Annotated in this window: 21 protein-coding genes and 1 pseudogene; 8 read left to right on the top strand and 14 right to left on the bottom strand. The window is 75.5% G+C overall.

What is annotated here, in order from left to right; translation table 11 throughout:
- Positions 1–3: 3 nt before the first annotated feature.
- Entirely contained in the window at positions 4–777 is a 774-nt protein-coding gene (locus tag ATL51_RS13740) for an ABC transporter permease (protein ID WP_100880697.1), read from the bottom strand.
- 95 nt (positions 778–872) lie between these two features.
- Positions 873–1,277, bottom strand: coding sequence for a TOBE domain-containing protein (locus ATL51_RS13745; protein ID WP_062398137.1), 405 nt, complete (start codon positions 1,275–1,277; stop codon positions 873–875).
- A gap of 107 nt (positions 1,278–1,384) precedes the next feature.
- Here ATL51_RS13745 and ATL51_RS13750 point away from each other — a divergent pair, with 107 nt between their 5' ends.
- From ATL51_RS13750 to ATL51_RS13760, 3 genes are all read left to right on the top strand, one after another.
- Positions 1,385–2,605, top strand: coding sequence for an acyl-CoA dehydrogenase family protein (locus ATL51_RS13750; RefSeq protein ID WP_100878804.1), 1,221 nt, complete (start codon positions 1,385–1,387; stop codon positions 2,603–2,605).
- A 152-nt stretch (positions 2,606–2,757) separates the two neighbouring features.
- On the top strand, positions 2,758–3,816 hold the full coding sequence (gene moaA, locus ATL51_RS13755) for a GTP 3',8-cyclase MoaA (protein WP_073576602.1): 1,059 nt from the start codon (positions 2,758–2,760) through the stop codon (positions 3,814–3,816).
- Between the two features lie 2 nt (positions 3,817–3,818).
- Positions 3,819–4,103, top strand: a complete 285-nt coding sequence (locus tag ATL51_RS13760; protein ID WP_083658803.1) for a MoaD/ThiS family protein — start codon at positions 3,819–3,821, stop codon at positions 4,101–4,103.
- A 127-nt stretch (positions 4,104–4,230) separates the two neighbouring features.
- Here ATL51_RS13760 and ATL51_RS13765 read toward each other — a convergent pair whose 3' ends face one another.
- Positions 4,231–4,692 (bottom strand): hypothetical protein, encoded by a 462-nt coding sequence (locus tag ATL51_RS13765; RefSeq protein ID WP_100878805.1) that lies wholly within the window; start codon positions 4,690–4,692, stop codon positions 4,231–4,233.
- Positions 4,693–4,795: 103 nt separating this feature from the next.
- On the opposite strand from ATL51_RS13765, the gene ATL51_RS13770 reads away from it, so the two are divergent.
- From ATL51_RS13770 to ATL51_RS13780, 3 genes are all read left to right on the top strand, one after another.
- Positions 4,796–5,506 carry a response regulator transcription factor gene (locus tag ATL51_RS13770; RefSeq protein WP_062398145.1) on the top strand — a complete coding sequence of 237 codons (711 nt, stop codon included), beginning with the start codon at positions 4,796–4,798 and terminating at the stop codon, positions 5,504–5,506.
- Positions 5,506–6,783, top strand: coding sequence for a HAMP domain-containing sensor histidine kinase (locus ATL51_RS13775; RefSeq protein WP_100878806.1), 1,278 nt, complete (start codon positions 5,506–5,508; stop codon positions 6,781–6,783). The genes ATL51_RS13770 and ATL51_RS13775 overlap by 1 nt, the downstream gene beginning before the upstream one ends.
- Before the next feature lie 107 nt (positions 6,784–6,890).
- Positions 6,891–7,307, top strand: coding sequence for a PepSY domain-containing protein (locus ATL51_RS13780; protein ID WP_100878807.1), 417 nt, complete (start codon positions 6,891–6,893; stop codon positions 7,305–7,307).
- Between the two features lie 18 nt (positions 7,308–7,325).
- On the opposite strand, the gene ATL51_RS13785 is transcribed toward ATL51_RS13780, so the two are convergent.
- The 4 genes and pseudogenes from ATL51_RS13785 to ATL51_RS13800 all read right to left on the bottom strand — a co-directional run bounded on the left by ATL51_RS13785 (position 7,326) and on the right by ATL51_RS13800 (position 15,544).
- Positions 7,326–8,318, bottom strand: a complete 993-nt coding sequence (locus ATL51_RS13785; protein WP_100878808.1) for a DUF2399 domain-containing protein — start codon at positions 8,316–8,318, stop codon at positions 7,326–7,328.
- Complete coding sequence (locus ATL51_RS13790) at positions 8,315–12,829, bottom strand: hypothetical protein (protein WP_157818356.1); 4,515 nt, start codon at positions 12,827–12,829, stop codon at positions 8,315–8,317. Before ATL51_RS13790 ends, ATL51_RS13785 begins: the two co-directional genes overlap by 4 nt.
- A 520-nt stretch (positions 12,830–13,349) precedes the next feature.
- A pseudogene (locus ATL51_RS13795) lies at positions 13,350–14,087 on the bottom strand (hypothetical protein); the annotation flags it as partial.
- Positions 14,084–15,544, bottom strand: coding sequence for a hypothetical protein (locus ATL51_RS13800; protein WP_073576609.1), 1,461 nt, complete (start codon positions 15,542–15,544; stop codon positions 14,084–14,086). The gene ATL51_RS13800 and the pseudogene ATL51_RS13795, both read right to left, overlap by 4 nt.
- A gap of 148 nt (positions 15,545–15,692) precedes the next feature.
- On the opposite strand from ATL51_RS13800, the gene ATL51_RS13805 reads away from it, so the two are divergent.
- Positions 15,693–16,205, top strand: a complete 513-nt coding sequence (locus ATL51_RS13805; protein ID WP_208622982.1) for a PepSY domain-containing protein — start codon at positions 15,693–15,695, stop codon at positions 16,203–16,205.
- A 59-nt stretch (positions 16,206–16,264) separates the two neighbouring features.
- On the opposite strand, the gene ATL51_RS13810 is transcribed toward ATL51_RS13805, so the two are convergent.
- From ATL51_RS13810 to mftF, 7 genes are all read right to left on the bottom strand, one after another.
- Positions 16,265–16,573 carry a hypothetical protein gene (locus ATL51_RS13810; protein ID WP_100878810.1) on the bottom strand — a complete coding sequence of 103 codons (309 nt, stop codon included), beginning with the start codon at positions 16,571–16,573 and terminating at the stop codon, positions 16,265–16,267.
- Positions 16,570–17,586 (bottom strand): P1 family peptidase, encoded by a 1,017-nt coding sequence (locus tag ATL51_RS13815; protein ID WP_100878811.1) that lies wholly within the window; start codon positions 17,584–17,586, stop codon positions 16,570–16,572. Before ATL51_RS13815 ends, ATL51_RS13810 begins: the two co-directional genes overlap by 4 nt.
- Positions 17,587–17,662: 76 nt before the next feature.
- Entirely contained in the window at positions 17,663–18,379 is a 717-nt protein-coding gene (locus ATL51_RS13820) for an SRPBCC family protein (RefSeq protein WP_073576613.1), read from the bottom strand.
- Positions 18,380–18,468: 89 nt separating this feature from the next.
- Positions 18,469–19,320: an FAD binding domain-containing protein gene (locus ATL51_RS13825; RefSeq protein WP_073576614.1), complete on the bottom strand. Its 852-nt coding sequence runs from the start codon at positions 19,318–19,320 to the stop codon at positions 18,469–18,471.
- Positions 19,317–21,800 (bottom strand): xanthine dehydrogenase family protein molybdopterin-binding subunit, encoded by a 2,484-nt coding sequence (locus tag ATL51_RS13830; RefSeq protein ID WP_100878812.1) that lies wholly within the window; start codon positions 21,798–21,800, stop codon positions 19,317–19,319. The genes ATL51_RS13825 and ATL51_RS13830 overlap by 4 nt, the downstream gene beginning before the upstream one ends.
- 1 nt (position 21,801) lies before the next feature.
- Entirely contained in the window at positions 21,802–22,317 is a 516-nt protein-coding gene (locus tag ATL51_RS13835) for a (2Fe-2S)-binding protein (RefSeq protein ID WP_100878813.1), read from the bottom strand.
- A gap of 383 nt (positions 22,318–22,700) precedes the next feature.
- Positions 22,701–24,194: a mycofactocin biosynthesis glycosyltransferase MftF gene (gene mftF / locus ATL51_RS13840; protein ID WP_100878814.1), complete on the bottom strand. Its 1,494-nt coding sequence runs from the start codon at positions 24,192–24,194 to the stop codon at positions 22,701–22,703.
- 96 nt (positions 24,195–24,290) lie between these two features.
- On the opposite strand from mftF, the gene ATL51_RS13845 reads away from it, so the two are divergent.
- Positions 24,291–25,424, top strand: coding sequence for an alkaline phosphatase family protein (locus ATL51_RS13845; protein ID WP_100878815.1), 1,134 nt, complete (start codon positions 24,291–24,293; stop codon positions 25,422–25,424).
- The last annotated feature ends 1 nt before the right edge of the window (position 25,425 follow it).

Consider the following 25,425-nt stretch of genomic DNA (forward strand, 5'->3'; position numbering starts at 1 on the left):
CGCTCATCCGCGGCCGTCCAGCCCGCGCGGACGCCCGACGACGATCACGACCAGCGACACGACGACCAGCAGCAGCGACAGCGCGACCGCTCCCGCGACGTCGGTCTCGCCCTGCAGGTAGACCAGCAGCGGCAGGGTCCGGGTGGTGCCCTCCAGGCTGCCGGCGAACGCGATCGTCGCCCCGAACTCGCCCATGCAGCGGGCGAAGGCCAGCACCAGCCCGGACGCCAGTCCGGGCAGCACGAGCGGCACGGTGACCCGGCGGAAGGCCAGACCCGGCGACGCGCCGAGGGTGGCCGCGGTCGCCTCGTAGCGCTCTCCCGCGGTCCGCAGGGCGCCCTCCAGCGACACGATGAGGAACGGCATGGCGACGAAGGTCTGCGCCAGGACCACCGCGGCCGTCGAGAACGGGATGAAGATCCCGAACGCGGTGTCCAGGCCCCGCCCGACCAGGCCGTTCGCACCGAGCAGGAACAGCAGCGAGAGCCCGCCGACGACCGGCGGCAGCACCAGCGGGAGCAGGACGACCGAGCGGACCCCGCGCATCAGGCGGGGCAGCCGGTTGATCCGGCCGCGGGCCAGGACCACCGCGAGCGGCCCGCCGAGCAGCAGGCACAGCGTCGTGGAGATCGCCGCGGTGAGCAGCGACAGGCGCAGCGCCGACAGCGCGGCGTCGCTGGTGAGCAGGCGGGGGGTCTCCGCCCAGTCGGCCTCCCACAGCAGCCCGAGCACGGGGAGCGCGATGACCAGGAATCCGATGCCGGCCGGGACCCACATCCAGACCGGCAGTCCGACGCCCGTGCCGTGGCGGTCGGCGGCGCCCTCGCGGCGCCGGGTCGGGGCCGGCGCGGGGGCGGTGCCGGCCCCGGGGGTCACAGGTGCCCGCCCGGCGTCTCCACCACCACGTTCGTCGACTTGATCACCGCCACCGCGAGCGCCCCGGGCTCGAGACCGAGGTCGCGCACGGCCTCGCTGCTCATCAGCGACACCACGCGGTGCGGGCCGCACTGCATCTCGACCTGCGCCATCACCGTGTCGGCCAGCACCGAGGTGACCAGGCCGACCATGCGGTTGCGGGCCGAGCGCTGCACCACCGAGGGGTCCGGCGGGGCGGACGCGTGATCCCGGGCGAACGCGGCGAGCGCAGCACCGTCGATGACCTTGCGGTTCGAGGCGTCCGCCTGCACCGGCAGCGTCCCCGCGTCCACCCAGCGGCGGACGGTGTCGTCGCTGACGCCGAGCAGTCGGGCGGCCTCGGAGATCCTGAAGTGCGGCACGACCCGGATACTATGGTCGCGCCTGCGGGGGTGCCACGGTGGATACCCCGCACGATGTCGGGATCGCGCACTGCCGGGGCCTGCGGACCTGTGATCTGATCGGTGGCGTGGACTTCGCACCCAGCGCCGTGGCGGCCGACTACACCGCGCGCATGCGCGCCTTCCTCGACGAGGAGGTCCTCCCGGCCGAGGCCTCCTACGACGCGTTCCGGGCCGAGCGGCGCGGCACCCCGGAGGAGTGGGCCCTGCCCCCGGTGGTCGAGGAGCTGAAGGCGAAGGCCCGCGGGCGCGGCCTGTGGAACCTGTTCCTGCCGGACGTCTCGGGGCTGTCGAACCTGGAGTACGCGCCGGTCGCCGAGGTCTCCGGCTGGTCCCCGGTCATCGCGCCGGAGGTGATCAACTGCCAGGCCCCGGACACCGGGAACATGGAGACGCTCCACCTGTTCGGCACCGACGAGCAGAAGCAGCAGTGGCTGGAGCCCCTGCTCGACGGCGAGATCCGCTCGGCGTTCGCGATGACCGAGCCGGACGTCGCGTCGTCGGACGCCACGAACATCGAGACCCGGATCCGGCGCGACGGCGACGACTACGTCGTCGACGGCCGCAAGTGGTGGATCTCCGGTGCCGCGGACGAGCGCTGCCGGATCTTCATCGTCATGGGCAAGACCGCCGACGACAGCGACGACACCGTGTCGACGCACCGCCGGCAGTCGATGATCCTCGTCCCGCGCGACACCCCCGGACTGACGATCGAGCGGCACCTGCCGACGTTCGGTTTCCAGGACCAGCACGGGCACTCCGAGCTGCACCTCGAGGGCGTGCGGGTGCCGGCGTCGAACCTGCTCGGCGAGGAGGGCGGCGGGTTCGCCATCGCGCAGGCCCGGCTCGGCCCCGGCCGCATCCACCACTGCATGCGGCTGATCGGCATGGCCGAGCGCGCGCTGCACCTGATGACCGAGCGCGCGCAGGCGCGGGTCGCGTTCGGCAAGCCGCTGGCCGAGCAGGGCGTGGTGCGCGAGCAGATCGCGCTGTGCCGGATGGAGATCGAGCAGGCCCGGCTGCTGACGCTCAAGACGGCGTGGTTGATCGACAACCACGGCGCGAAGGGCGCGGCCACCGAGATCGCCGCGATCAAGGTCGTCGTGCCGCGGATGGCGTGCACCGTGATCGACCGGGCGATGCAGGTGCACGGCGGGGCCGCGATGAGCGACGACACCCCGCTGGCCTACTTCTACGCCTGGGCGCGCGCCCTGCGCTTCGCCGACGGACCGGACGAGGTGCACATCCGCTCGGTCGCCAGGCAGGAGCTGAAGGCCCACCAGAAGTAATCGTGTCCCTGTCCTTTCGACTAGGTACACAATGACTAGTTCCGCACCTGCGACGGCGTGACCCCAGCCACGTCCGCGGGTGCGGATCACGGTTCTGAGCTGCGGAAACCCGCCCTGGGCGGGCCCGCACGGCGGGGGTTAGCCTCGGGCCCATGACCACCGAGCTCGGCCTGCCGTCGCTGCGGGGCGGCGCGTCCCGGGACCCGGCCCGACCGGCCGACCCCCGTCTCGTCGACGGGTTCGGCCGGGTCGCGACCGACCTGCGGATCTCGCTCACCGACCGCTGCAACCTGCGCTGCACCTACTGCATGCCCGCCGAGGGCCTGGACTGGATGCCGCGCGAGGAGCAGCTGACCGACGCGGAGCTGAACCGGCTGATCGCGCTGGCGGTGCGCGACCTCGGGATCGAGGAGCTGCGGTTCACCGGCGGTGAACCGCTGCTGCGCAAGGGCCTGGAGGAGATCTTCTCCGCGGCGTCGGCGCTGGAGCCCCGCCCGGACATCTCGCTGACCACCAACGGCATCGGGCTCGCCCGCCGCGCCGGGGCCCTCGCGGCCTCCGGGGTGAACCGGCTCAACGTCTCGATGGACACCCTGCGTCCGGAGCGGTTCGCGCAGATCACCCGGCGCGACCGCCTGTCGGACGTCATCGACGGGATGGCCGCCGCGCACGCCGCGGGCCTGTCCCCGGTGAAGATCAACGCGGTGCTGCTGCGCGGCGTGAACGACGACGAGGCCGCGGACCTGCTGGAGTTCGCGCTGACCCACGGCTACCAGCTGCGTTTCATCGAGCAGATGCCGCTCGACGCCCAGCACGGCTGGCGCCGCACCGAGATGATCACCGCCGAGGAGATCCTGGCGCGGCTCGAGGAGCGCTTCGTGCTCACCCCGTCCGACGAGGACCGTGGCGGCGCGCCCGCCGAGCGGTTCGTGGTGGACGGGGGCCCCGCCACCGTCGGGGTGATCGCCTCGGTGACCCGCCCGTTCTGCGGGGCCTGCGACCGGACCCGTCTCACCGCCGACGGCCAGGTCCGCACCTGCCTGTTCGCCACCGGCGAGACCGACCTGCGCGCCATGCTCCGCGGCGGCGCGACCGACGCCGAGATCGCCGACGTCTGGCGCGACGCGATGTGGGGCAAGAAGGCGGGCCATGGCATCGACGACCCCGGATTCCTGCAGCCCGCGCGCCCCATGAGCGCGATCGGAGGATGAGCATGACCCCCTCGCTCACCACGCCCCTGGTGACCCGCACGCTGACCGTCCGCTACTTCGCCGCCGCCAAGGCGGCCGCCGGCACCGGTGAGGAGACCGTCGAGATCCCCGGCGGCGCGACGGTGGCCGACGCCGTCGCCGCACTCGGCACCGCGCACGGCCCGGAGCTGGAGCAGGTGTTGCTGCGCTGCAGCTTCCTGCTCGACGAGGTGGCGGTGCGCGACCGCTCCACCGCGGTCGGCGGGGCGGCCACGCTCGACGTGCTCCCGCCGTTCGCCGGCGGCTGAGACCCGGCGCCTCCGGCGGGGCGGCCCGGTCCGTCCGCGCGGCTCGGTCCTCGGGGACGGTCGCTCGGTCCTCGGGGACGGTCGCTCGGTCCACGGGGACGGTCGGTCAGTCCTCGGGGACGGTCGGTCAGTCCTCGGGGACGGTCGCGACCCGGCCGGTCGGCACCCCACCGGCGCAGCTCAGCGTGACCCGGACGTCCGGGACGTCGTCGCCGTCGAAGACGACCTCGGCCGGGCCGATGTCCGTGTCGTCCTCGCGCTCCCAGCCCTGCGCGGGGTTGACCGACACGATCCGCGGGGCCGCGCCGTCGCACCGGACCAGGATGTTCCCCGCCGTCCCGGCCTGCACCACCGCGGGCGGGGCGGAGGCGGGCGCCGTCGTCGGGACGGGCGCGGGTGCCGGTGGCGCGGCGGTGGCGGCCTGCTGGGCCAGGCGGGCGTCCACCTGCTCGGCGCTGAGCGGCTGCGTCTGTGTGCCCGCGAGGTCGCTGCCGATGCTCCCGACGGCCGTCAGGCCCAGGAGCAGGGCACCCGCGGCCGCGGCGGTCCAGAGCGCGATCTGCAGGACGGGGCGCGTCGGTCGTTCCACGCGCACAGCATGCCCCGGACCCGGTTAACGGATCCCTAAACGCGACACAAGCGACGGCTGTGCCCCACCGCGGTCGGGGTCGCGGCGGATAGGTTCTCCCTCCGTGGCCCAGATCCTGATCGTCGAGGACGACCCCGGCATCCGCGGAGCGCTCATCCGCGGGCTGACCGAGCGGGGGCACGCCGTCGACTCCGCACCGACCGCGATGGCCGGGCTGGAGCACGCCGTCGGGAAGCGGCCCGACCTCGTGGTGCTCGACCTCGGCCTGCCCGACATGGACGGCACCACCATGCTGCGGATGCTGCGTGGCGCCAGCACGGTGCCGGTGATCGTCGCGACCGCACGCGACGACGAGACCGAGATCGTCTCCGTGCTCGACGCGGGAGCCGACGACTACCTGGTCAAACCGTTCGCCGCCGCCCAGCTCGACGCCCGGATCCGGGCGGTGCTGCGCCGGCTCGGCGACGGGGCGGGCGACCCCACCGTCGTCGTCGGCGGGCTGTCGGTGGACCCCCGTTCGCGGCGCGCGGTGCTCGACGGCACCGAGCTGGAGCTGACCCCGCGCGAGTTCGACCTGCTGCACCACCTCGCCGCCCGTGCCGACCAGGTCGTCAGCAAGCGGGAGCTGGTGACCGAGGTCTGGCAGCAGCCCTACGGCGGCGCCGACAAGACCGTCGACGTGCACCTGTCGTGGCTGCGCCGCAAGCTCGGCGAGACCGCGCAGGCCCCGCGCTACCTGCACTCGGTGCGCGGCGTCGGGGTCCGGCTGTCCGCGCCGCCGGCGCCGCCGGGGACCGGGGAGGGCACCGCCTGATGCGCCGGCGCATCCTCGTCCTCGTCGGGGCGACCGTGCTGCTGGTGCTGGTCGCGTTCGCGGTCCCGCTCGCGACGCTGATCCGCTCGGTCGCGGAGAGCTCGGCGGTGTCCGCGGCGACCGTCCAGGCCCAGGTGCTGACCCCGGCCGTCGCGGGCGGGGACCGGTCGGTGCTGGTCCCCGCCGTACAGAACGCCGACGGCCGCGACGCCTCCGACGTCTCGGTGTTCCTGCCCGACGGCACCGTGCTCGGCGCGCCCGCACCGCGCAGCCCGGTCGTCCGGCTGGGTCTGCTCGGGACGAGCGCGTCGACCGAGGCGGCCGGCGGGCGCGAGCTGGTGTTCGCGGTGACCGGCGCCGCGGGCGGCAACGCCGCGATCCGCGTGTTCGTCCCCGACGCCGAGCTCACCCGCGGGGTGACCCGCTCCTGGCTGCTGCTGGGCGGGCTGTCGCTGGTGCTGCTCGCCGGAGGGCTGCTGCTCGCGGACCGGCTGGCCCGCACCCTCGTCGACGCCACCACCGACCTGTCCGGGGTGTCGGAGCGGCTCGCGGCCGGCGACCTGTCCGCGCGCGCCGACCCCGGCGCCCCGGCCGAGCTCGGTGTCGTCGCGAGCGCGCTGAACGGGCTGGCCGGGCGGATCTCGGAGCTGCTGCGCGAGGAGCGGGAGAACGTCGCGGACCTGGCACACCGGGTCCGCACCCCGCTGACCGCCCTGCAGCTCGACGCCGAGGCCCTGCGCGACCCGGACGAGTCCGCACGGCTGTCGGCCGGGGTCGACGGCGTCCGGCGCGCGGTCACGGGCGCGATCGAGCAGGCCCGGCGACGCGGCGGCACGACCCGCAGCGCGGACGCGGCGGCCGTCGTCCGGGAGCGGGTGGAGTTCTGGCGGGTGCTGGCCGAGGACACCGACCGCTCGGTGACCCTGCACCTGGCCGACGGCCCGCTGCCCGTGGCCTGCGCACCCGGCGACCTGGAGGCGTGTGTGGACGCGCTGCTGGGCAACGTCTTCGCGCACACCCCGGACGGCACGGCCTTCGACGTCGAGCTGTCGGCCCGGGCCGGCGGGGGCGCCCGGATCGTCGTGCACGACGACGGTCCGGGGCTGCCGCCCGGGACCGACCCGACCTCCCGCGGGGTCAGCGGCGGCGGCTCGACGGGGCTGGGCCTCGACATCGCCCGGCGCACCGCCGACCAGGGCGGCGGGGCACTGACGGTGCTCTCCCCGGCCGGGGGCGGGCTGCGGGTGGAGCTGGAGCTGGGGCCGCCCGCGGGCTGAGCGGGTACCGATCTTGGGGTGCCGTTAGGAGTCGTGCAGCGCGCCGTTGATCGACAGCGCGGCATCGTCACCGGTGTCAGCACGACCCCTCCCGGAAGGACATCCCGATGCCCTCGACGCTCTCCCTCGCCGCCCTCGCCGCCACCGGCCTCCTGCTCGTCGGCGGCGGTGCCGCGTGCGCCTCGCCGGCCGAGGTCGCCGTGACCCCCGCCGCGCAGAGCGCCGCCGACACCGCCCCCGCACCGGGCGCCGGTGCCGCCGTGGACCGTGCCGCGGCCGAGCGGATCGCCGTCGAGCGGGCCGGGGGCGGACAGGTCGTGACGGTCGAGTTCGACCGCGCCGACGACGACCGCGACGACGACCGGGACGACGACTCCCGCTCCGACGACCGCGACCACTGGGAGGTCGAGGTCCGCACCGCCGACGCCGAGCACGACGTCGACGTCGACGCCGCGACCGGTGAGGTCCTCGACCACGACGTCGACCGGAACGACCGCACCGACGACGACCGCGACGACAGCTGACCCGGACCGGGTGAGCCCTCAGGCCGGGGCGAGCCCGTCGCGCCAGTCCGGGTCGCCGGCCAGGACCGTGACCCCGACGGCCTCCTGGGCCAGGCGCGCCCCGGCCGCGAAGAGGTCGCGGACGGGGCCGCGCAGTCCGGCGTCGAGCCACTCGACCTCGCTGTGGTCCACCGTCCGCGCCGAGGCCGGGCGCCCGTGTCGCAGCAGCGCCCGGTACAGCCCGGTCGCGGGCCGCACCGGCGGCAGGCCGTGCGCCTCGGCGAGATCGGAGGCGGCACGCGGGATCCGCAGCCCGGCGGCGTCGAGGTCGCCGAAGTAGCGGACCGCCGCGGGCGGGTCGTCGCGCAGGGCGAGCACCGACGCGGTGAACGCGTTCCCCGCGCCCCAGGCGAGGCCACCGACCGGGCCGGGCTCGGGCGCCAGGGCACGGCGCAGCGAGTCCAGGGTGTCGGCGTTCTCGACGACGAGCAGCACCGGCCCGCCGCCGGGCAGGCGCTCGCGGTGCAGCGGCGGGACGACCCGGCGGGCCCGCAGGACCTCCGGCGTCAGCCCGCCGGGCAGCGGGCCGTCGAAGGCCTTCTCGTCGCCGGTGATCTCCAGCGCGCGCTCGCGCAGCGGGACCTCCACCGCCCGGGACGCGTGGGCGAACAGCCAGTCGTTGACCTGCAGCAGCACCCGCGACGGCCGCCGCAGGTCCGCGGCCCCCGACAGCGCGGGATGCCACGGCCCCCGGTCCACGGCCGGGGCGGCGTCCGTGCACGGCCGGACCAGCCGTACCGAGTTCGGCAGCGGCGGCACCCCGTCGTCGGTCCGGCCGGTCGGCTCCAGCACGCCCGCGGCGGCCAGCTCGGCCAGTACCCCGGCGAGGTTCCGCCGGGCGTCGACGCTGCCGACCATCGTGGGGTCCGCCTGCAGGAACGCCGCGCGCACCGCCGAGCGCGGGATCCGGGTCCGCCCGGAGGCCGCCAGCAGCTCCGCGAGCCGCTCCGCGACCGGCCCGGGCGGGGTCATCCGGCCGACCCCGCGCCGTCGTCGCCGGTGCCGGCGGCCACCGCGGCCTCGGGGCGCCGGTAGACGCGGGCGGCGGTGATCCGGCCGCCGGGGGCGTCGGCGTCGGGCACCGACCGGGTGACCCGCTCGTCGACGGACAGGTACTTGCGTCCGGCACGCAGGTCGGCGTCGTTGCGCAGCCGCACGAGCAGCGGGAACGACGACAGCGCGCCGGCGTCGAACAGCCCGGTCGTGTAGACCAGCTGCACGCCGAGGGCCTGTGCGACACCGAACTGCAGCTCCAGCAGGTACCCCGCCGACGCCCGCCCGATCGGGTTGTCGAGGAACAGCACGCCCGCGTGCGCCCGCCTGCCCTGCCCGCGCTGGTGCGCCCGCAGCGCCGCCATCGTGCAGTACAGGACGATCGCCGCGGTCAGCTGCTGCCCGCCGGAGAACACGTCCTTGATCGCGGAGACACGCAGCCGCTCGGTGCGCAGCACGGCGTCGGGCTTGAGCATCTCGACCCGGACGCCCTTCGGCATCGCCGCCCGGACCCCGCGCAGCAGCATGGACGTGCCGTCGCGCCGGTCCTTCGCCTTCCCGCCCGCCATGCCGGTGGCGGTGCGGTCGACGACGGCGCCGAGCTCGTGGCGCAGCGCCGCGTCGGGCAGCTCCTCGAACCGGATCCGCAGGAACTGCTGGCCCGACCAGTCGCCGAGGCCCTCGGGCAGCTGGGAGAGCCGTTGCGCGAGGCGCACCGTGCGCAGCGCTTCGCCGACCATCCCGGACAGCCGGGTGACGATCCCGGAGCGGTGCCGCTCGATGTTGCCGAGGTCGTCGTCGAGGGAGCGCAGCCGCGGGCGCAGCGCGGCGATCCACTCCGCGGCGAGGCCGGGCATCTCCGACCGGTCGACGCCGCCGATGTGGCGGTGCACCGGGGAGCTCAGGGTCGCGAACCGCGGGTCCTGCGCGAAGCGGGCGACGGCGTCGACCCCCTCGCGGACCTTCTTCTCGGCCCGCGTCCGCTCCCCCGCCGCGTCGCGGACGGCGTTCTGGTGGCGCTTGAGCGCAGCCTGGGCGGCCTCGACGTCACCGTCGAACGGCACCCCGGACGGCTCGGGCGGCTCGTCCAGCGAGGACACGACCAGCCCGAACCCGCGGGCGAGGTCGGTGGCGGTGCGGTGGGCGTCCTCGGCGTCGGTCCGGGCCCGACGACGGCGTTCCAGGTCCTTGCCCGCCGCGTCCAGGTCGGCCGTGGCGCGGGCGACCAGCTCGCGGCCGTGCTCGGCGTCGCGGGGCGGGTCGTACGGCGCGCAGCGGGCGGAGCGACCCTCGGCACCGTGGTCGATCGGCCGCTCGCCGCCGGTGAACCGCTCCAGCTCGCGGCGGGCGACGGCCAGCTCGGTCGCGGCGTCGGCGCGGCGGCCCTCGGCCTCGTCGTAGGCGGTCCGGGCCTGCTCGGCGGCGGCGCGGCGGCTGGCTGCGTCGGCGCCGTCGGGGGTGTGCAGGAACGCCGTCGCGGCCTCGACGACGGTGCGCGGCAGCCCGTCGACGGCGACCCGCCGCTCCCGCGCATCGGCCTCGGCCCGCTCCAGCGCACCCTGCAGGTCGGTGTCGACGGAGGCCGAGGCGTAGGCGTCGCGGGCCCGCTGGAACTCCTCGCGCAGCTCGGCCAGCGACCCCTCGGGGGCCCCCTCCGGCTCCCCGTCCTGCCCGCCGACCTCGTCGGTGGAGACCGGGAGCGCCGCGGCCTCGTCGCGCAGGGTCGTGCCGATGCCGCGCTGCCGGTCGCGCGTCTGCTGCGCGTCGGCGGCCTCGCGACCGGCGCGGTCGGCGGTGGTCCCGGCGGCGTCGGCCTCCTGGCGGGCCCGCGCGGCGTCGGCCTCCCCGGTGCGCATCCGCTCCTCGTGCGTCGCCCGGCGGGCGAGCTCGGTGCGCAGCGCGGCGAGCGCGTCCGCCCGGCGACGGGTGTCCCCGGCGGTGCGCTCCAGGCCGGGCCGGTCGACGGTGAGCCGGTCGGCGCGCTCGTCGAGGTCCTCGACCTCGGCGCGGGTCGCCTCGTACTCGGCGACGGCCGCGGCCCGTGCGGCCTCGGCGGCCTCGGCGGCCTCGGTGAGGTCGGCGAGGGTGGGACGACGGTCGCGCAGCGCGGCGAACCGGTCCCGCAGCCTGCGGTCGTCGTCGAGGACGGTCTCCAGCTCGGCGAGCCGGGCGGCGCGCTCGGTGGTCTCGGCGACGAGCCGGACCCGGACCTGTTCGGCGGCCTCCTCGTCGTGCAGGGCCGGGTTGGGCGGCACGACGAAGTCGATCCCGGGCGCCGCGTCGGCGTCGGCGCGCAGCGCGGCGGTGGTGCCGACCGCGACCAGGCAGGCCGGCAGCAGCCGCGCCGCGTCCAGCTCGGCGCGGGCCCGCTCGGCGTCGCGCGCGTCGTTGAGCAGCACCCCGCCCGCCAGGTGCGGTAGCCGCGCCAGCACGGTCTCCCGGTCGGGGGCGGGCAGCTTCGCCAGGTAGCGACGGCCGGACCAGGCGGTGATCCCGGCGGCCTCCAGCGCCGCGAGGACGTCCTCGATCTCCGTCGGGTCGGGCAGCAGGCCGCCGTCGCCGAGCGCGGCGAGCGCGCGTTCGTCGCGGCGCTGGTCGCCGTGCAGGGTCGTCCGCTCCCGCTCGGCGCCGCGGATCGCGGTGGTCAGGGTGTCGACGACGAGGCCCGCGTCGGTGTCCGGGCGGGTCTCGTCGAGTCCGAGCAGCTCCGCGGGCCGGACCTCCGCGGCGAGCGCGACGGCGTCGGCCTCCGCGGCGGAGCGCGCGGCCTCGGCGGTCGCGGCGTCGGCGCGGGCGGCGGCCGCCGCGTCCTGGGCGGCGGTGCGGCGGGCCTCGGCGGCCCGTCGCTCCTCGCGGATCGTGGCGGCCGCGGTGTCGGCGTCGGCGAGCGCGGTGGCGCACCGCTCCGCCTCGGTCCGGGCGGCGGCCGCGGAGTCCTCGACGTCGGCGGCGGTCGAGCCCGCCTTCAGGTGCCCGGCGGAGACGGCGGCGGCGACCCGGGTGTCGAGGTCGTCGAGGGCCTCGCGGGCGGTGGCGGCGGCGCTCTCGGCGCGGGCGGCGTCGGCGGTGCGGGCGACCTGCTCGCGACGGGCGGCCGCCGCGCGCTCCTCGGCGTCGGCGCGGTGCTCCTCCGCCGCGTCGGCGGCGGCGTCGGCCTCCGCGGCGACCCGGGCCAGCGCGACCGCGAGCGCGCGGGCGGCGTCCTGCCGCGCGGCGAGCGCGGGCCGGGCCTTCTGCTCCTCCTCCTCGACGCGGGCGCGCAGCCGCGCGGCCTCGGCGGCGGCGACGCGGTGCGCCAGGACCGGTTCGACGGCGTCGCGGGCCATCGAGACGGCCGACGCCGCGTCGCGCTCGCGGGTCGCCTCGGCCGCGGTCCGCTCGGCGGCCTCGACGGCGAGCCCCGCGGTGAGTCTGCGCAGTTCACCGACGGTGTCCTGCAGCCGCTCCGCCGTCCGGGCCGCGGACTGCTCGGCCTCGACCGCGCCGGTGGCCTCCTCGGCGGCGGTCACCGAGCGGGCCTCCTCGGCGATCCGGCGGGCCGCGATCCGCGACGCGGTCGCCGCCAGCTCGGTCCGCGCAGCCGTCTCGGTGTCGCGGGCGGCGGTCGCGGTGGCCTCGGCGTCGACCATCGGCTCGAGCCGGGACAGCGTGCCGTCGACGAACTCCCGCTCGGTCTCCAGCTCCTCGCGCTGGGCGAGCCGGTCGGCGTAGCCGGCGACGAGCTCGGCGACGTTCTGCGGCTCCGCCGGGTCGAGCACCGCGCGCAGCAGGAAGTCGACGAACGCCTCGTCGGAGGAGAACGAGAACGCCTCGGCGGCCTCGCCCTCGCCGGCGTTCATCGCGCGCTGGTAGCGGAACAGCTCCGGGTCCAGGCCGACCTCGACGAGGTGGCGGGTCCAGTCCCGGTGCCCGGTCTCCCAGGCGAGCTCGGCGTCGGGGTGCTCGCGGTGCGCGGTCTGCAGGCGCTCCCGGAAGGCGGCCAGGGTGACCCGGCGCCCGTCGTGGGTGAACGGCAGGTCGTCGAGGCCCATCCCGGGGACCGGCCGGAAGGAGAACCAGGCGTCGGCCAGCTTCTCCGGGTCGCTGGAGGCGACGTGCCCGCGCCACTCCGACACCTTCCCGGTGACCAGCAGCCGCCCGGTACCGACGTGCATCCACTCGCAGACGACGTGCGCCACGTCCTCGGCCAGCACGAAGTTCTCCAGCACCGTGGTGCTGGTGGTCCCGACGACCTGGCGCCGCCCGGGCAGCAGGACCGAGAAGATCAGCTTGAGCAGGACGGACTTGCCGCCGCCGTTCTCCAGGAACAGCACCGACGCCGGCGACGGCCGACGCGGCGTCGTGCGGTCGAGCGCGTCCGGGGCGAACAGGTCCTCCTGGACGGCGACCTTCACCGGGGCCCCGACGCCCCGCAGGTCGAGTGCGACGTCCTGGTAGCGCGCGGCGGTCGGACCGACGGAGAACAGGCGGACCCGGGTCAGCTCATACATCGCGGTCCTCCGTGCGGTGGTCGGTCGGCGGGGTGTCCGGCGGGCCGGCCGGATCCGCACGCTCCGTACCCGTATCGGCAGGGTGTCGGTCCCCGGCCGTGTCGCCACCCCCGGCACCGTCCTGTGCGAACTCGCTTACCGGGTCAGCGGGTTCCCCCGGCACAGCCCCGCCGACGGGATCGACAACGCCCATCGGGTCACCGGCCACGCCGTCACCCCCGACACCGCTCTGCACGAACTCGCTTACCGGGTAAGCGAGTTCCACGGGCACGGTGTCCGAGCCGACCGAGCCGACCGAGCCGTCGGTCCCGGCACCGTTCGCGCCGTTCACCGGATGAACGATGTCCGAGGAGCTCTCCCCCACAGGCTGCCTCGCCGCGGGTGCCGGATCGAGTGCCGACGACGGCCCGGCCGTCTCCCCCGACCCCGGCGGATCGTCGAGGTCGGGCGCGCTTCCCGTCCCGGCCGCGCCCTGAGCACCGGACCCGGGCGCGTCGAACACGCCGTCGTGCTCGGTCACCAGGGTCCCGGCGGCGGTCGCGGCGGGCAGGACGTTCAGGGCCAGCAGCTCGTCGAAGGCCCGCTGGGCCGCGAGCTCGCGCACCTGCACCTGGTAGCGCGGCGTCGTCCGGTAGGCGCCCTCCGCGCCGACCGGGACGAGGAAGCCCTGGTCGGCGAGGAACCGCAGCGCCTTGCCGACGATCCCGCGGGTGGTGGACTCCCCGACGCGGCCGTCCTTGGTCGCGGTGGCCTCCGGGCGACGCTGCCAGACCCGCCAGACCTCCTCGAGCTGCGGAGCGTCGGACTCGGGGTCGGCGGGACCCGCGGCACGCTCGTTCAGCACCCGGCAGGCCTCGCGGACGGCGCCGTCGACGAGCTCCACCGAGACCCGGCCGACGTAGGAGTCGTCGCCGAGGTCGTCGGGGCGGGGGAAGGCCAGCGCGGCGACGGCGAGGTGGGCGATCCCGTGCAGGACCTTGTCGGCGCCCCGGTTGGCCAGGGCGGTGCGGCGGGCGTACTCGTCCATCCGGATCTCGAACACCGAGCCCTCGGTCGCGGCGAGCACGATGCCCGGGCCGGTGTCGACGGCCAGCACCACCAGGCCCAGACCGGACGCGACGCGCTGCACGGTCGTGCGGAACTCGTCGTCCTCGCGGTAGCGCCGGACCAGGTCGGCGTAGTCGGGGTCACGGCCGGGCAGCGCCTTGGGGCGCATGCCGTAGCCGACCAGGCGGGCCGCGGTCTCGGTGTCACTCATGTCTGCGCCGTCCGTCGGTTCGTCTGTCCGCCCTGCACCCCGGCCCGCGCCAGCAGCAGGTCCGCGCCGCCGAACTCGGGGTCGTCGAGGACCGTCCCGTCGTCGACGGCGACCAGCACCGACGGGTCGCCCTGGGTCCGTGCCGTGGCCACCGCCGTCCCGACGGCGTGCATCGCCCGCAACGCGACCAGCTGCGGCAGGTCCGCCCCGGCCGCGCGGGCCGCCGCGAGCGCCGCGGACAGCCGCACCGGGTGCTCGACGTCGGCGGGCAGCACCGCGTCGGCGGCCGCCCACGTATCCACCCCGAACCGCTCGCGCGGCTGCGGCGCCAGCTCCGGCTCGGGAACCTCGGCGCCGAACGGGTCACGGTCGCTCGGCGGTGTCAGCAACGTCTCGACCAGCCCGCCCAGGCTCGGCACCGACGGGTTCCGCACCCCGGCCCCGGCACCGAAGTAGCCGGTCACCGGGTCGTGCGCCGCCTCGACGGTCAGCGCCAGCGACGGCCGCAGCAGCTGCCCGAACACGTCGACGGCGGCCCGCTTCGGCTTCCCGGAGAACTGCTGGCGGTCCTGCTCGGCGCGGAACGACGCGCCCGCCTCCTGCAACCGTGCCTGCAGCTGGGTGTGTCGCTGGATGCAGTCGTCGACGACGGTCACCAGCTCCGCGGCCTGCCTGCGGCGCCCGGGCTCGGTGGCCTCGTCACGGGCGTCGGCGATGTTCGCCTTGATCATCGTCTCGGCGCGGTAGCGGGACTCGATATGGGTCAGTGCCTCGTCGAGCAGCTGCGGGACGGCGTCGAGCCAGTCCACCGAGCGGACGTCGCGCCGGGTCGCCTCCAGCTTGCGCCGCAACGACTCCGCGTACTGCACGGTCCGGTAGCGGGCCTGCTCGGCCGCCAGCCGGGCGTCGCCGAGACGACCGCGGACGATCAGCGTCTCCAGCTTCGTCTCGGCCGCCTCCTGGGCCGACTCGACGTCGGTGTCCAGCGCCCCGACCAGCACGTTGATCGCCTCGTCCGAGGCGCGCAGGTAGATCCCGCCGTCCGGGGCGGCCACCTCGACGAGCAGCTTGAAGTCGAATCGGCGACGCACGTAGCGCCCGTCGTCGTCGGTCGTGCCGTACTCCACGGCGAACCCGCGGTCGATCGACCCCACGTTGATCAGGTTGTCGATCACCCACTGTGCGACGCGGACGTACTCCGACCGCGGCGCCCCCGGCACCTGCGCGCCCACGAACGGCAGCAGCCGCCGGACGACCTCCGCGTGGTCGGCACCGTGGTCGAAGTCCATGGCCAGGGTGACCTGGTCGATCGCCTGCAGGCCGATCTCGGCCATCTGGTAGCCGGTCGCGTCCCAGTCGAGCCGCCCCTTGCGGGCGTCGAGATCGTGCAGCGGCGCCGTGCAGGCCAGGGCCTTCAGCCGGCGCGCCACTCCCTCGTCCGGGCTGATGGTCGACACCCCGACGACTGTAGTTCGGCCGCTCCGGGCCCTAACGCCGCCTTAGGGCTCACGCAGCGCGACCTTGGGGCGGGCGGCGGCACAGTTCCCACCAGCATCCGGGTCGCACCGACCCGGACCAGCCGGAACCTCTCGGAGGAAGATCACCGTGCGTACCCCGCTCACCGTCGCCGCCGTCGCCGCCACCGGTCTCCTGCTCGTCGGCGGGGGCACCGCCCTCGCGCTCGGCGCGGGCGGCGCCCCGGACGAGCTCACCGTCGTCCCGACCGGCGCCGCGATCGCGCGCACCGCCGACCTCCTGCCCCCGGAGCTGCCCCGTACCGCCGCGCCCACGGCACCCGCGGCCGCCACCGCGCCCGCAGCCCCCACCCCCGCCGCGCCGGCGGTCGACCGCGCCGCCGCCGAGCGCGCCGCCCTCGCCGCCGCGGGCGGCGGGCGGGTCACCGAGGTCGAGTTCGACCGGGCCGACAGCGACGACGACCGGCACGACGACGACCGCGACGACGACCGCAGCGACGGCCGGGACCACTGGGAGGTCGAGGTCGTGAACGGCACCACCGAGCACGATCTCGACATCGACGCCGCCACCGGCCAGGTCCTCGACCACGACGTCGACCGGCACGACGGCGACGACGACCGGCACGACCGCGACGACGACTGAGCCGGCCCGGGACCGGAGGTCGGCGGGGCCCGGGTCACGGGGCCCCGCCGATCGGGCGGTCAGCCGCGGCTCGCGGACCCGTCGGCCGCGGCCAGCACCGTCGCCCGCAGCAGCTCCCGCTCCCCGGCCGGGGCGACGGCGTCGAGCAGCTGGTCGAGGGTGTGGCAGAGCGTGTAGTAGCCGCTGAGGAACGAGACGGTCCACCCGTCGTCGAACGCGCGCACGTCCACCCCCCGCACCACGTCGTTCACCGCCCGGGCCGCGGCCCGCCGCCGGGGCAGCCCCACCAGACGCACCGCATCCGGGTCCGGCGCGGGCGGCGGGCGCGGGGCACGCGGGCGCCCCAGCCACGGGTTCGGCGCGCTCACGGGCCCACCAGGAGCGACGAGTACGACGGCCGGTCCGGCGCCGGTTCCGCCGCCAGCAGCGCGTGCGCCACCGCCCGCGCCGTCACCTCCGCCGCGGCCGCCTGCAGCGCGAACACCCCGGCGACGTCCGGTGCGGCCCGGGTGCCCGTGGCCAGCGCGAACGCGCAGTCGCCGTCGCGGATCGTGTGCACCGGCGAGATCGACCGGGCCAGGCCGTCGTGCGCCATCGTCGCCAGCCGGGTGCAGCCGACCTTGTCCAGGGCCGCGTCGGTGCCGACGACCACCAGCGTCGTCGCCGTCCCCAGCGGGTTCACGTGCCCTGCGTACAGCGCGGCGAGCCGCTCCGGCGGGGCGAGGGCCGGGGCCACCCCGGCGGCGAACTCGCCCGGCAGACCGTGCCGGGCGCCGTACACCTCACCGGTGGCCGGGTCCGCGGCCGCACCGGCGGAGTTGAGGACGACCAGGGCCGCGATCGTCGTCCCGGCGGCAGAGCCCTCGGTGAGCACCGCGGACGCCGACCCGATCCCGCCGCGAAGCCCGCCGGACACCGCGCCGGTGCCCGCCCCGACCGAACCCTGGACGACCGGGCCGGCGTGTGCGTCGTCGTAGGCGGCCGTGCCGGTCACCGCGGTCGGGCGGGCCCGGGGGTCACCGCCGCGACCGAGGTCGAACACCACGGCGGCCGGCACGATCGGCACGACGGCGCCCGGCACCGGGAACCCCTCGCCGTCGCGCTCCAGCCGGGCCATCACGCCGGACGCGGCGTCGAGACCGAAGGCGCTGCCCCCGGACAGGGTGACGGCGTGCACGCGCTGGACCGTCGCGACCGGGTCGAGCAGGTCGGTCTCCCGGGTGCCGGGCGCGGCGCCGCGCACGTCCACGCCGGCGACCGCGCCGCCCGGCGGGGCCAGCACGACCGTCGTCCCGCTGCGGGCACCCGGCCCGTTCACCGCCGCGTGCCCGACCCGCAGGCCCTCGACGTCGGTCAGCCCGTTCCGCTCGCCCGCTCGCACCGCTCCATCCTGCCCCGCAACGCCACGGGCCGGCACCGCGGAACGCGGTACCGGCCCGGAGGGACGTGCGGGGGACTCAGCCCTTCGCGCCACGCAGACGCCGGATCAGCACGACCAGCAGCACGAGCGCGCCCACGCCGCCCAGCACCGGCCCGAGGCGCTTGAGCACCGGGGCACCCGCCGAGTCGAGCAGGTCGATGGCCTCGACCGGGCTGCTCTGCGGCTGGTAGGTCCGCTTCACCGGGGCGGGCGCGGCCTGCTCACCCGGGCCCGGCGGGACGGCCGGGATCGGACTGGTCTGGTCGGCCGCGTGCTTCGGGCCCGCGCCGTTGGAGGTCGCCGCACCGGGGCCGGTCAGCTTGTCCGCGACGCAGCTCGAGAACTGCCCGATGATCTTGTCGGCGACGTCGGAGATGACACCCCGGCCGAACTGCGCCGGACGACCGGTGACGGTCATGTCGGTGACCATCGTGACCGAGGTCTTGTCCGCACCGTCGGCGACCATCGTGCCGGTCACGACGGCCTTGGCGGTGCCGTTGCCGCGGGCGTCGCGGCCGGACGCGTCGATGACCACCTTGTGGTTCGCGTCGTCACGCTCGATGTAGGTGCCCTTGCCCTTGTACGTGAGCGAGATCGGGCCGAGCTTGACCTTGACGGTGCCCTGGAACGAGTCGCCCTCGTACTCGGTCAGGGTCGCCCCGGGGAAGCACGGAGCGATGAGCTCCGGGTCGTTGAGGGCCTTCCACGCGTCCTCGATCGGCGCCGCGATCGTGAACTTGTTCTCCAGTTGCATCTTCTCTGCCCAGCCTCCTCGAACGAACGCCGGCGCCGGTCCCGGGGGTTCCGGGGCCGGCGCCGGCGTCGGTGTGTTCCTCGGGTACGTCAGCCGGCCGCGGCCAGCACCGCACGACCGGTGAGAACCTTCGCCAGGTGCTCACGGTAGTCGGCGGCGGCGTCCGCGTCACTCGGAGCGGACGTGCCCTCGAGCGCGTGCTCGGCGGCCGCCTTCGCGACGTCCGGACCCGCGGCCTTGCCCACCAGGGCCGCCTCGACACCGGTCGCCCGGATCGGCACGTTGCCCATGTTGGTCAGGCCGACGCGGGCCTCGGTGATGGTCCCGCCGTCCACCTTCAGCGCCACGGCGACGGCCACCATCGACCACGCCTGGGCGACCCGGTTGAACTTCTCGTAGTGGCTCTTCCAGCCGGACCGCTTCGGGAACCGGATCATGGTGAGGATCTCGCCCTCGCCGATCGCGGTCGTGAAGTAGTCCTGGAAGAAGTCCGCCGCGGTCACCAGGCGGGTGCCACCGGCACCCAGGATGACGAACTCGGCGTCCATCGCCAGGGCGGCCGCGCCCAGGTCACCGGCCGGGTCGGCGTGCGCGAGCGCGCCGCCCAGGGTGCCGCGGTGGCGGACCTGCGGGTCCGCGACGGTCTCGGTCGCCCGGGCGATCAGCTCCACGTGGGAGTTCACCAGGTCGTTGCGCATGACCTCGTGGTGGGTGGCCATCGCGCCGACCATGACGTACTGGTCGTCCTCGCCGATCCGCTTGAGCTCGGGGATGCCCCCGAGGTCGATGACGGTGCTCGGCGCGGCCATCCGCAGGCGCAGCACCGGCAGCAGGCTCTGCCCGCCCGCCAGGATCTTCGCGTCCTCACCGGCCGACTGCAGGGCCGACACGGCCTCCTCGACCGAGGAGGGCCGGACGTAGTCGAACTTCGCCGGGATCACTGGACCTCTCCCTTGGGGTTGTTCGGGTCGATGGAACCGAGGCCGGCACCGGGCGCGTGGGTGTCGCTCGGGGTCTCCTGCGGGTTCTTGCCCTTGGCGACCTGGAGCGCACGCCACACGCGCTGCGAGGTGGTCGGCATCTCGATCTCGTCGACGCCGAGGTGCCGCACCGCGTCCAGCACGCCGTTGAGGATCGCCGGGGTCGAGGCGATGGTGCCCGCCTCGCCGACGCCCTTGACGCCGAGCGGGTTGCTCGTCGCCGGGGTGGAGACCGTCTCGGTGGTGAAGCTCGGCAGGTCCGCCGCGGACGGGATCGTGTAGTCGACGAACGTGGCGTTGACCAGGGTGCCCTGGTCGTCGTAGTTCGCCTCCTCGAACAGGGCCTGCGCGATGCCCTGGGCGAGACCGCCGTGCACCTGGCCCTCGACGATCAGCGGGTTGATGACGTTGCCGATGTCGTCGACGCAGACGTACTTGCGCAGGTTCACCCGGCCGGTGTCGGTGTCGACCTCGATCGCGGCCAGGTGGGTGCCGTGCGGGTAGGAGAAGTTCTCCGGGTCGAAGACGGCGTCGGAGTCCAGCGAGGGCTCCATACCCTCCGGGTAGTCGTGCGCCATGAACGCGGCGAACGCGATCTCCTGGATGGCCTTGCCCTTGTCGGTGCCCTTGACCGTGAACTGGCCGTTCGCGAACTCGATGTCGTCCTCGGAGGCCTCGAGCAGGTGCGCGGCGATCTTCGTCGCCTTCTCGATCACCTTGTCCGCGGCGTTGACGATGGCCACACCGCCGACGACCAGCGAGCGCGAGCCGTAGGTGTCGAGGCCCTTCGGCGCCACCTGGGTGTCGCCGTGCAGGATCTCGACGTCCTCGAACGCGACGCCCAGCTTGTCCGCGACGATCTGCGAGAACGCCGTCTCGTGGCCCTGGCCGTGGGCGGAGGCACCGGTGGTGACCTCGACCTTGCCGGTGGCCAGCATCCGGATGCTGGCGGCCTCCCAGCCGCCGGCGCCGTAGTCCAGCGAGCCGAGCACGCGGGACGGGGCGAGGCCGCACATCTCGGTGAAGGTCGAGATGCCGATGCCCAGCTGGACCGGGTCACCGGAGCGGCGGCGCTCCTCCTGCTCACGGCGCAGACCGGCGTAGTCGAACAGCTCCATCGCGCGCTGCGTGGCCTGCTCGTAGTTGCCGGTGTCGTAGGTCAGGCCCACGACGGTCGTGAAGGGGAACTCCTCGTGCTTGATCCAGTTCTGCTCGCGCAGCTCCATCGGGTCGCGGCCGAGCTCGACGGCCAGCTCGTCGAGCATGCGCTCGACGGCGAAGGTCGCCTCGGGGCGGCCGGCGCCGCGGTAGGCGTCGGTCAGCGCCTTGTTGGTGAAGACGTTGGAGCAGGTGAACTTCAGCGCGGGGATCTTGTAGATCGCGTTGAACATGAACGCGCCGAGGATCGGCACACCCGGCCCGACGAGGCCCAGGTAGGCACCCATGTCGGCGTAGAGGTGGACGTCGAACCCGGTGATGGTGCCGTCCTTCTTGGCGGTCATCACGAGGTCCTGGATCTGGTCCCGGGCGTGGTGCGCGGTGAGCATGCACTCGCTGCGGGTCTCGGTCCACTTGACCGGCTTGCCCAGCTTCTGCGCGAGCAGCACGCAGAGCATCTCCTCGGGCAGGACGCCGATCTTGCCGCCGAAGCCGCCGCCCACGTCGGGGGCGATGACACGCAGCTTGGACTCCGGCACCCCGAGGGTCACCGTGGTCATGGTGCGCAGGATGTGCGGCACCTGGGTCGCGGCCCAGATGGTCAGCTGCTCACCGGTCGGGTCCACCACGCAGGAGCGGGGCTCCATGAACGCGGGGATCAGGCGCTGCTGGCGGAAGCGGCGGCGGACGACGACGGAGTCGCTGTCGGCCTCGGCGGCCTTGATGGCCTCGGCCACGTCGGCACCGGTGCCGGCGGCGGCGGAGTCGAACACCCAGGTCGCGGAGACGTTGGTGCCGAGGTCCGGGTGGACCAGCTCGGCGCCGTCCTGCGCGGCGGCCTCCATGTCGAGGACCGGGTCGAGCGGCTCGTAGTCGACCTCGACGAGCTCGGCGGCGTCGCGCGCGGCGGCGGCCGACCGGGCGACGACGACGGCGACGCCCTCACCGGAGAAGTTGACGCGGCCGACGGCGAGCACCGGGCGCTGCGGGGCCTTCTGGTCCGGGGTGATCGGCCACGCGCAGGGCATGCCGACCTCCTCCGCACCGAGGTCGGCCGCGGTGTAGACGCCGAACACACCCGGGGCCTTCTCGGCCTCGGACTTGTCGATCGAGGTGATGGTCGCCCGCGCGATCGTCGACCGGACGACGGCGATGTGGACGGTTCCCGGAGGGGTGATGGAGTCGGTGTAGCGGGACCGGCCGGTGATGAGGCGCTGGTCCTCCTTGCGGACCCGGGCCTTGCCGATCTCGCCGGTCGTGGTGGGTTCGGCGGTCGTCGTCACGTCAGTTACCTCCCGCAACCGGGGCGGCCTGGCCGGAGGGCTGAGCGGCTCCCGGCTTCATGTTCTTCGCCGCGGTCTGCACGGCGCGCACGATGTTCTGGTAGCCCGTGCAGCGGCAGAGGTTGCCCTCGATGCCCTCACGGACCTCCTGCTCGGACGGGTCGGGGTTGTCCCCGAGCAGGTCCACCGCAGCCATGATCATTCCCGGCGTGCAGTACCCGCACTGCAGACCGTGGCACTCGCGGAAGGCCTCCTGCACCGGGTGCAGCTGACCGTCGCGGGCGAGACCCTCGATGGTGGTGACCTCGGCGCCGTCCGCCTGGACCGCGAGCACCGAGCAGGACTTCACGCTCTGCCCGTTGAGATGAACCGTGCAGGCACCACAGTTGCTGGTGTCGCAGCCGATCAGCGTCCCCGTCTTGCCCAGCGTCTCCCTCAGGTACTGCGCGAGCAACATGCGGGGCTCGACGTCGTCGGCGTAGTTCACGCCGTCGACGGTGACCCGGACCTCTGTCATGAACTCTCACTCCTCGTACGCGACCACGCACGCTCCGAAGCGCGGGGTCTGACCGGGGACTTCGTCCGAGGAGCGCCGATCGCCGTCGCCTGTCTCGCGACCACGCCTGCGCGCCCGGAAAAGTTGCCGCACGTCTCGTGTGGCAGCGCCCACATCACACTCCCGATCTTCCTGGGGTGCAAGGAGCCGGGGACGGGGCGACCGGAGGTCGGCTGGCGTGTTGCCGACGTCACGGCGACAGCCTGTCGTGCGCAACCGCAGGCGCGGAGAAGGTGGGCGAGAGCCGCCCTCAGAATCGGATCCGCGACGCAACACGAATCACCCGTTCAGACCAGTCCTGACGGAGTGGTACGACACCGAAGGTCAGGGAAGCCTAACCTGCGTCAGCGTCGCGCGCCAGGACCGGTCGGCCGCAGCGGGGCGGAGGTCCGGTGCTCGACGGCCCCCCACCACAGACCGGCGCCGTAGGCGAGGTCGTCGAGCCGGTGCGCGAGCAGGTGCAGCAGCGGCCCGGTCCGGACCCGCGGGTCGCGGTCGCGGTGGCGCCACCAGTCGGTCAGCCCCTCCGCCAGCGCCGCCGCGACGACCGCGCGGCGGGCCCGGCGCGACACCAGACAGGCGAGCGCGGCGACCGGCCAGAAGTGCCGGGTCAGCGCCGACGCCGTCTGCCACAGCGCCCCGGACAGGCCGAGCGCGGTGAGCAGGGCCGCACCGCGCCGCGGGTGGTCGAGCCGGGGCAGCTTCCGGGACAGCCGCTCGGTCGCGACCCCGGTGACGACGGCGGCGAGCGCCGTCGCCCCCCGACGCTGGGCCAGCAGGAGCAGGCAGACCGCCGCCGTCCAGGGGGAGAGGATCACCGGCGGCACCGCGCCGGGGTGCCTGCGCGCCAGCGGCGCCGCCCCGGTGCCGTAGAACGCCTTGCGCCGCAGCCACTCCCCCGGCCGGGTGCGGTGGTCGTGCGCGACCCGCGCCACGGGTTCGAAGCGCATCGCCCAGCCGGCCGCGTGCAGGCGCAGGACGAGGTCGACGTCCTCGGCGACGTGCATCCCCGGGTCGAACGCGACCGGCCCGACCGCCGACACCCGGACGAGCATCGCCGCGCTCGGCACGTAGGCGACACGGGACCGCGGCACGATCAGCGCCGGGTCGGGCCCCAGGTCCAGCGACGACCGCACCGCCTCGTAGCGCCCGACCGCCCCGCGCAGCCCGCCGCCCCGCTCCGGCTCCGACGCCACGATCCGCGGCGCGACGAGACCGACCGCCGGGTCGGCGAGGTGGGCGAGCAGCGGGGGCAGCCAACCGGGTTCGGGGACGACGTCGGAGTCGAGGAACACCACGAACGGGGTGGTCGCGACGGCGAGGCCGGCGTTCCGGGCGGCCGCCGGGCCGCGCGGGGTGGCGTGCCGCAGGACCGTCCCCCCGGCCCGCTCGACGGCACGGCGCAGCGGTGCCGGGTCGACGGACCCGTCGTCGACGACGACCGGGCCGGCCACCCCGGTCCCGGCCAGCGCGGCGAGGAGCCGGTCCAGCGGCCGGTCCTTCACCGGGACGACGACGGTGACCTCGGCCGCGGTGATCCCGGCCGGGGAATCGGGGACGGGGTGGGCGAGCCCGGCGTCGAGCAGGGTGCGGGCCAGGGACCGCTCGGTGGGACCGGTGACGACCAGCGGCCGTCCGGGGGCGGGCAGCAGCGCGCGGGCCCGCGCGGACAGGTGCACCAGCCGGGGCGGGGCGCCACCGAGCAGCGCCGCGCCGCCGTCGAGCCGCCGGGTGCGACGGTCGAGCACCACCCGGAAGCCGTCCGGGAGCCGCCGGTCCGCCGGGCCCGAGGGGGTCGTGGCGGAGGGACGGTCGGGGTCGGTCCGGGCGGCGGTCACCTGCGGGAGCCTTCCATCCCCGGCCGTCGCGGGTCGACACCCGCACCTGCCCGATCGGCGTGGTCCGCACGGGTCCCGCCGGGCAGACTCCGGAGCATGCCCGAGGTCCTCCCCCGCTACGGCTCGGCGACGCTGGCCGACGTCCTCCCCGCGCTGCTGCACGCGATCGGCGCCCCGCTCGACGACCGGCCGGCCGCGTTCGGGCTCCCGCGGGCAGGGGCGGCGGTGCTGCTGCTCGTCGACGGGCTGGGCCACGAGCTGCTGCACGCCCACGCCGCCGACGCGCCGGTGCTGGCCGGGCTCGCCGACGCCGGACCGCTCACCGTCGGGTTCCCCTCGACCACCCCGATCAGCCTGACCTCGCTCGGCACCGGGCTGCCGCCGGGCGCGCACGGCACCCTCGGGCTGCGGTTCCGCGTCGACGGCGAGCTGCTCGACGCGCTGGGCTGGTCCTCGGGCCGCCGGGACCTGCGGGAGCGGCTCGTCCCGGAGCGGGTGCAGCCGGAGCCGACCGTGCTGGAGCGGGCCGCGGCGGCGGGCGTCGCGGTCCGGTCGGTGTCACCGTCGGAGTTCCGGATCTCCGGGCTGACCCGGTCGGGGCTGCGCGGCGGCGAGTACCGCGGGGTCGCCGCGCTGGGCGACCTGGCCGTGGAGATCCTCGCCGGGGTGGAGGGCCCCGGCCCGCGGCTCGTCTACGGCTACCACGCCGACCTGGACAAGGTCGGCCACCTGTACGGCCCCGGGAGCCCGGCGTGGCGCTGGCAGCTGCGCCAGGTCGACGCGCTGCTCGCGATGCTGCTGGAGGCACTGCCCGCGGGGACACTGCTGGCGGTCACCGGCGACCACGGCATGGTCACCGTCGATCGGACCGTCGACGCCGACACCACCCCGGCGCTGTCCGACGGCGTGGCGCTGCTCGGCGGGGACCCGCGCGCCCGGCACGTCTACACCGAGCCCGGGGCCGCGGCCGACGCGCTGGCAGCCTGGCAGGCGGTGCTCGGCGACGACGCCGCCGTCGTCAGCCGGGAGGAGGCGGTGGCCCGGGGCTGGTTCGGACCGGTCACCGACCGGGTGCTCGACCGGGTCGGCGACGTCGTCGCCGCGCTGCACGGGACGGCGGCGGTGGTCCGGAGCGAGGCGGAGCCGTTCCTGTCCACGCTGCCCGGCCAGCACGGCTCGTTCACCACGGCCGAGCAGCTCGTGCCCCTGCTGGTGCACCCCGCGGCGTGAC

The sequence above is a fragment of the Pseudonocardia alni genome (genome assembly GCF_002813375.1).
Taxonomy (GTDB): domain Bacteria; phylum Actinomycetota; class Actinomycetes; order Mycobacteriales; family Pseudonocardiaceae; genus Pseudonocardia; species Pseudonocardia alni.

Bases quoted from the DNA above. Each gene is read 5' to 3' on its own strand.
- ATL51_RS13775 (WP_100878806.1), top strand. From the start codon at position 5,506: ATGCGCCGGCGCATCCTCGTCCTCGTCGGGGCGACCGTGCTGCTGGTG.
- ATL51_RS13785 (WP_100878808.1), bottom strand. From the start codon at position 8,318: ATGACCCCGCCCGGGCCGGTCGCGGAGCGGCTCGCGGAGCTGCTGGCG.
- ATL51_RS13760 (WP_083658803.1), top strand. From the start codon at position 3,819: ATGACCCCCTCGCTCACCACGCCCCTGGTGACCCGCACGCTGACCGTC.
- ATL51_RS13780 (WP_100878807.1), top strand. From the start codon at position 6,891: ATGCCCTCGACGCTCTCCCTCGCCGCCCTCGCCGCCACCGGCCTCCTG.
- ATL51_RS13835 (WP_100878813.1), bottom strand. From the start codon at position 22,317: ATGACAGAGGTCCGGGTCACCGTCGACGGCGTGAACTACGCCGACGAC.
- ATL51_RS13740 (WP_100880697.1), bottom strand. From the start codon at position 777: ATGTGGGTCCCGGCCGGCATCGGATTCCTGGTCATCGCGCTCCCCGTG.
- ATL51_RS13790 (WP_157818356.1), bottom strand. From the start codon at position 12,829: ATGTATGAGCTGACCCGGGTCCGCCTGTTCTCCGTCGGTCCGACCGCC.
- moaA (WP_073576602.1), top strand. From the start codon at position 2,758: ATGACCACCGAGCTCGGCCTGCCGTCGCTGCGGGGCGGCGCGTCCCGG.
- ATL51_RS13845 (WP_100878815.1), top strand. From the start codon at position 24,291: ATGCCCGAGGTCCTCCCCCGCTACGGCTCGGCGACGCTGGCCGACGTC.
- ATL51_RS13820 (WP_073576613.1), bottom strand. From the start codon at position 18,379: ATGCAACTGGAGAACAAGTTCACGATCGCGGCGCCGATCGAGGACGCG.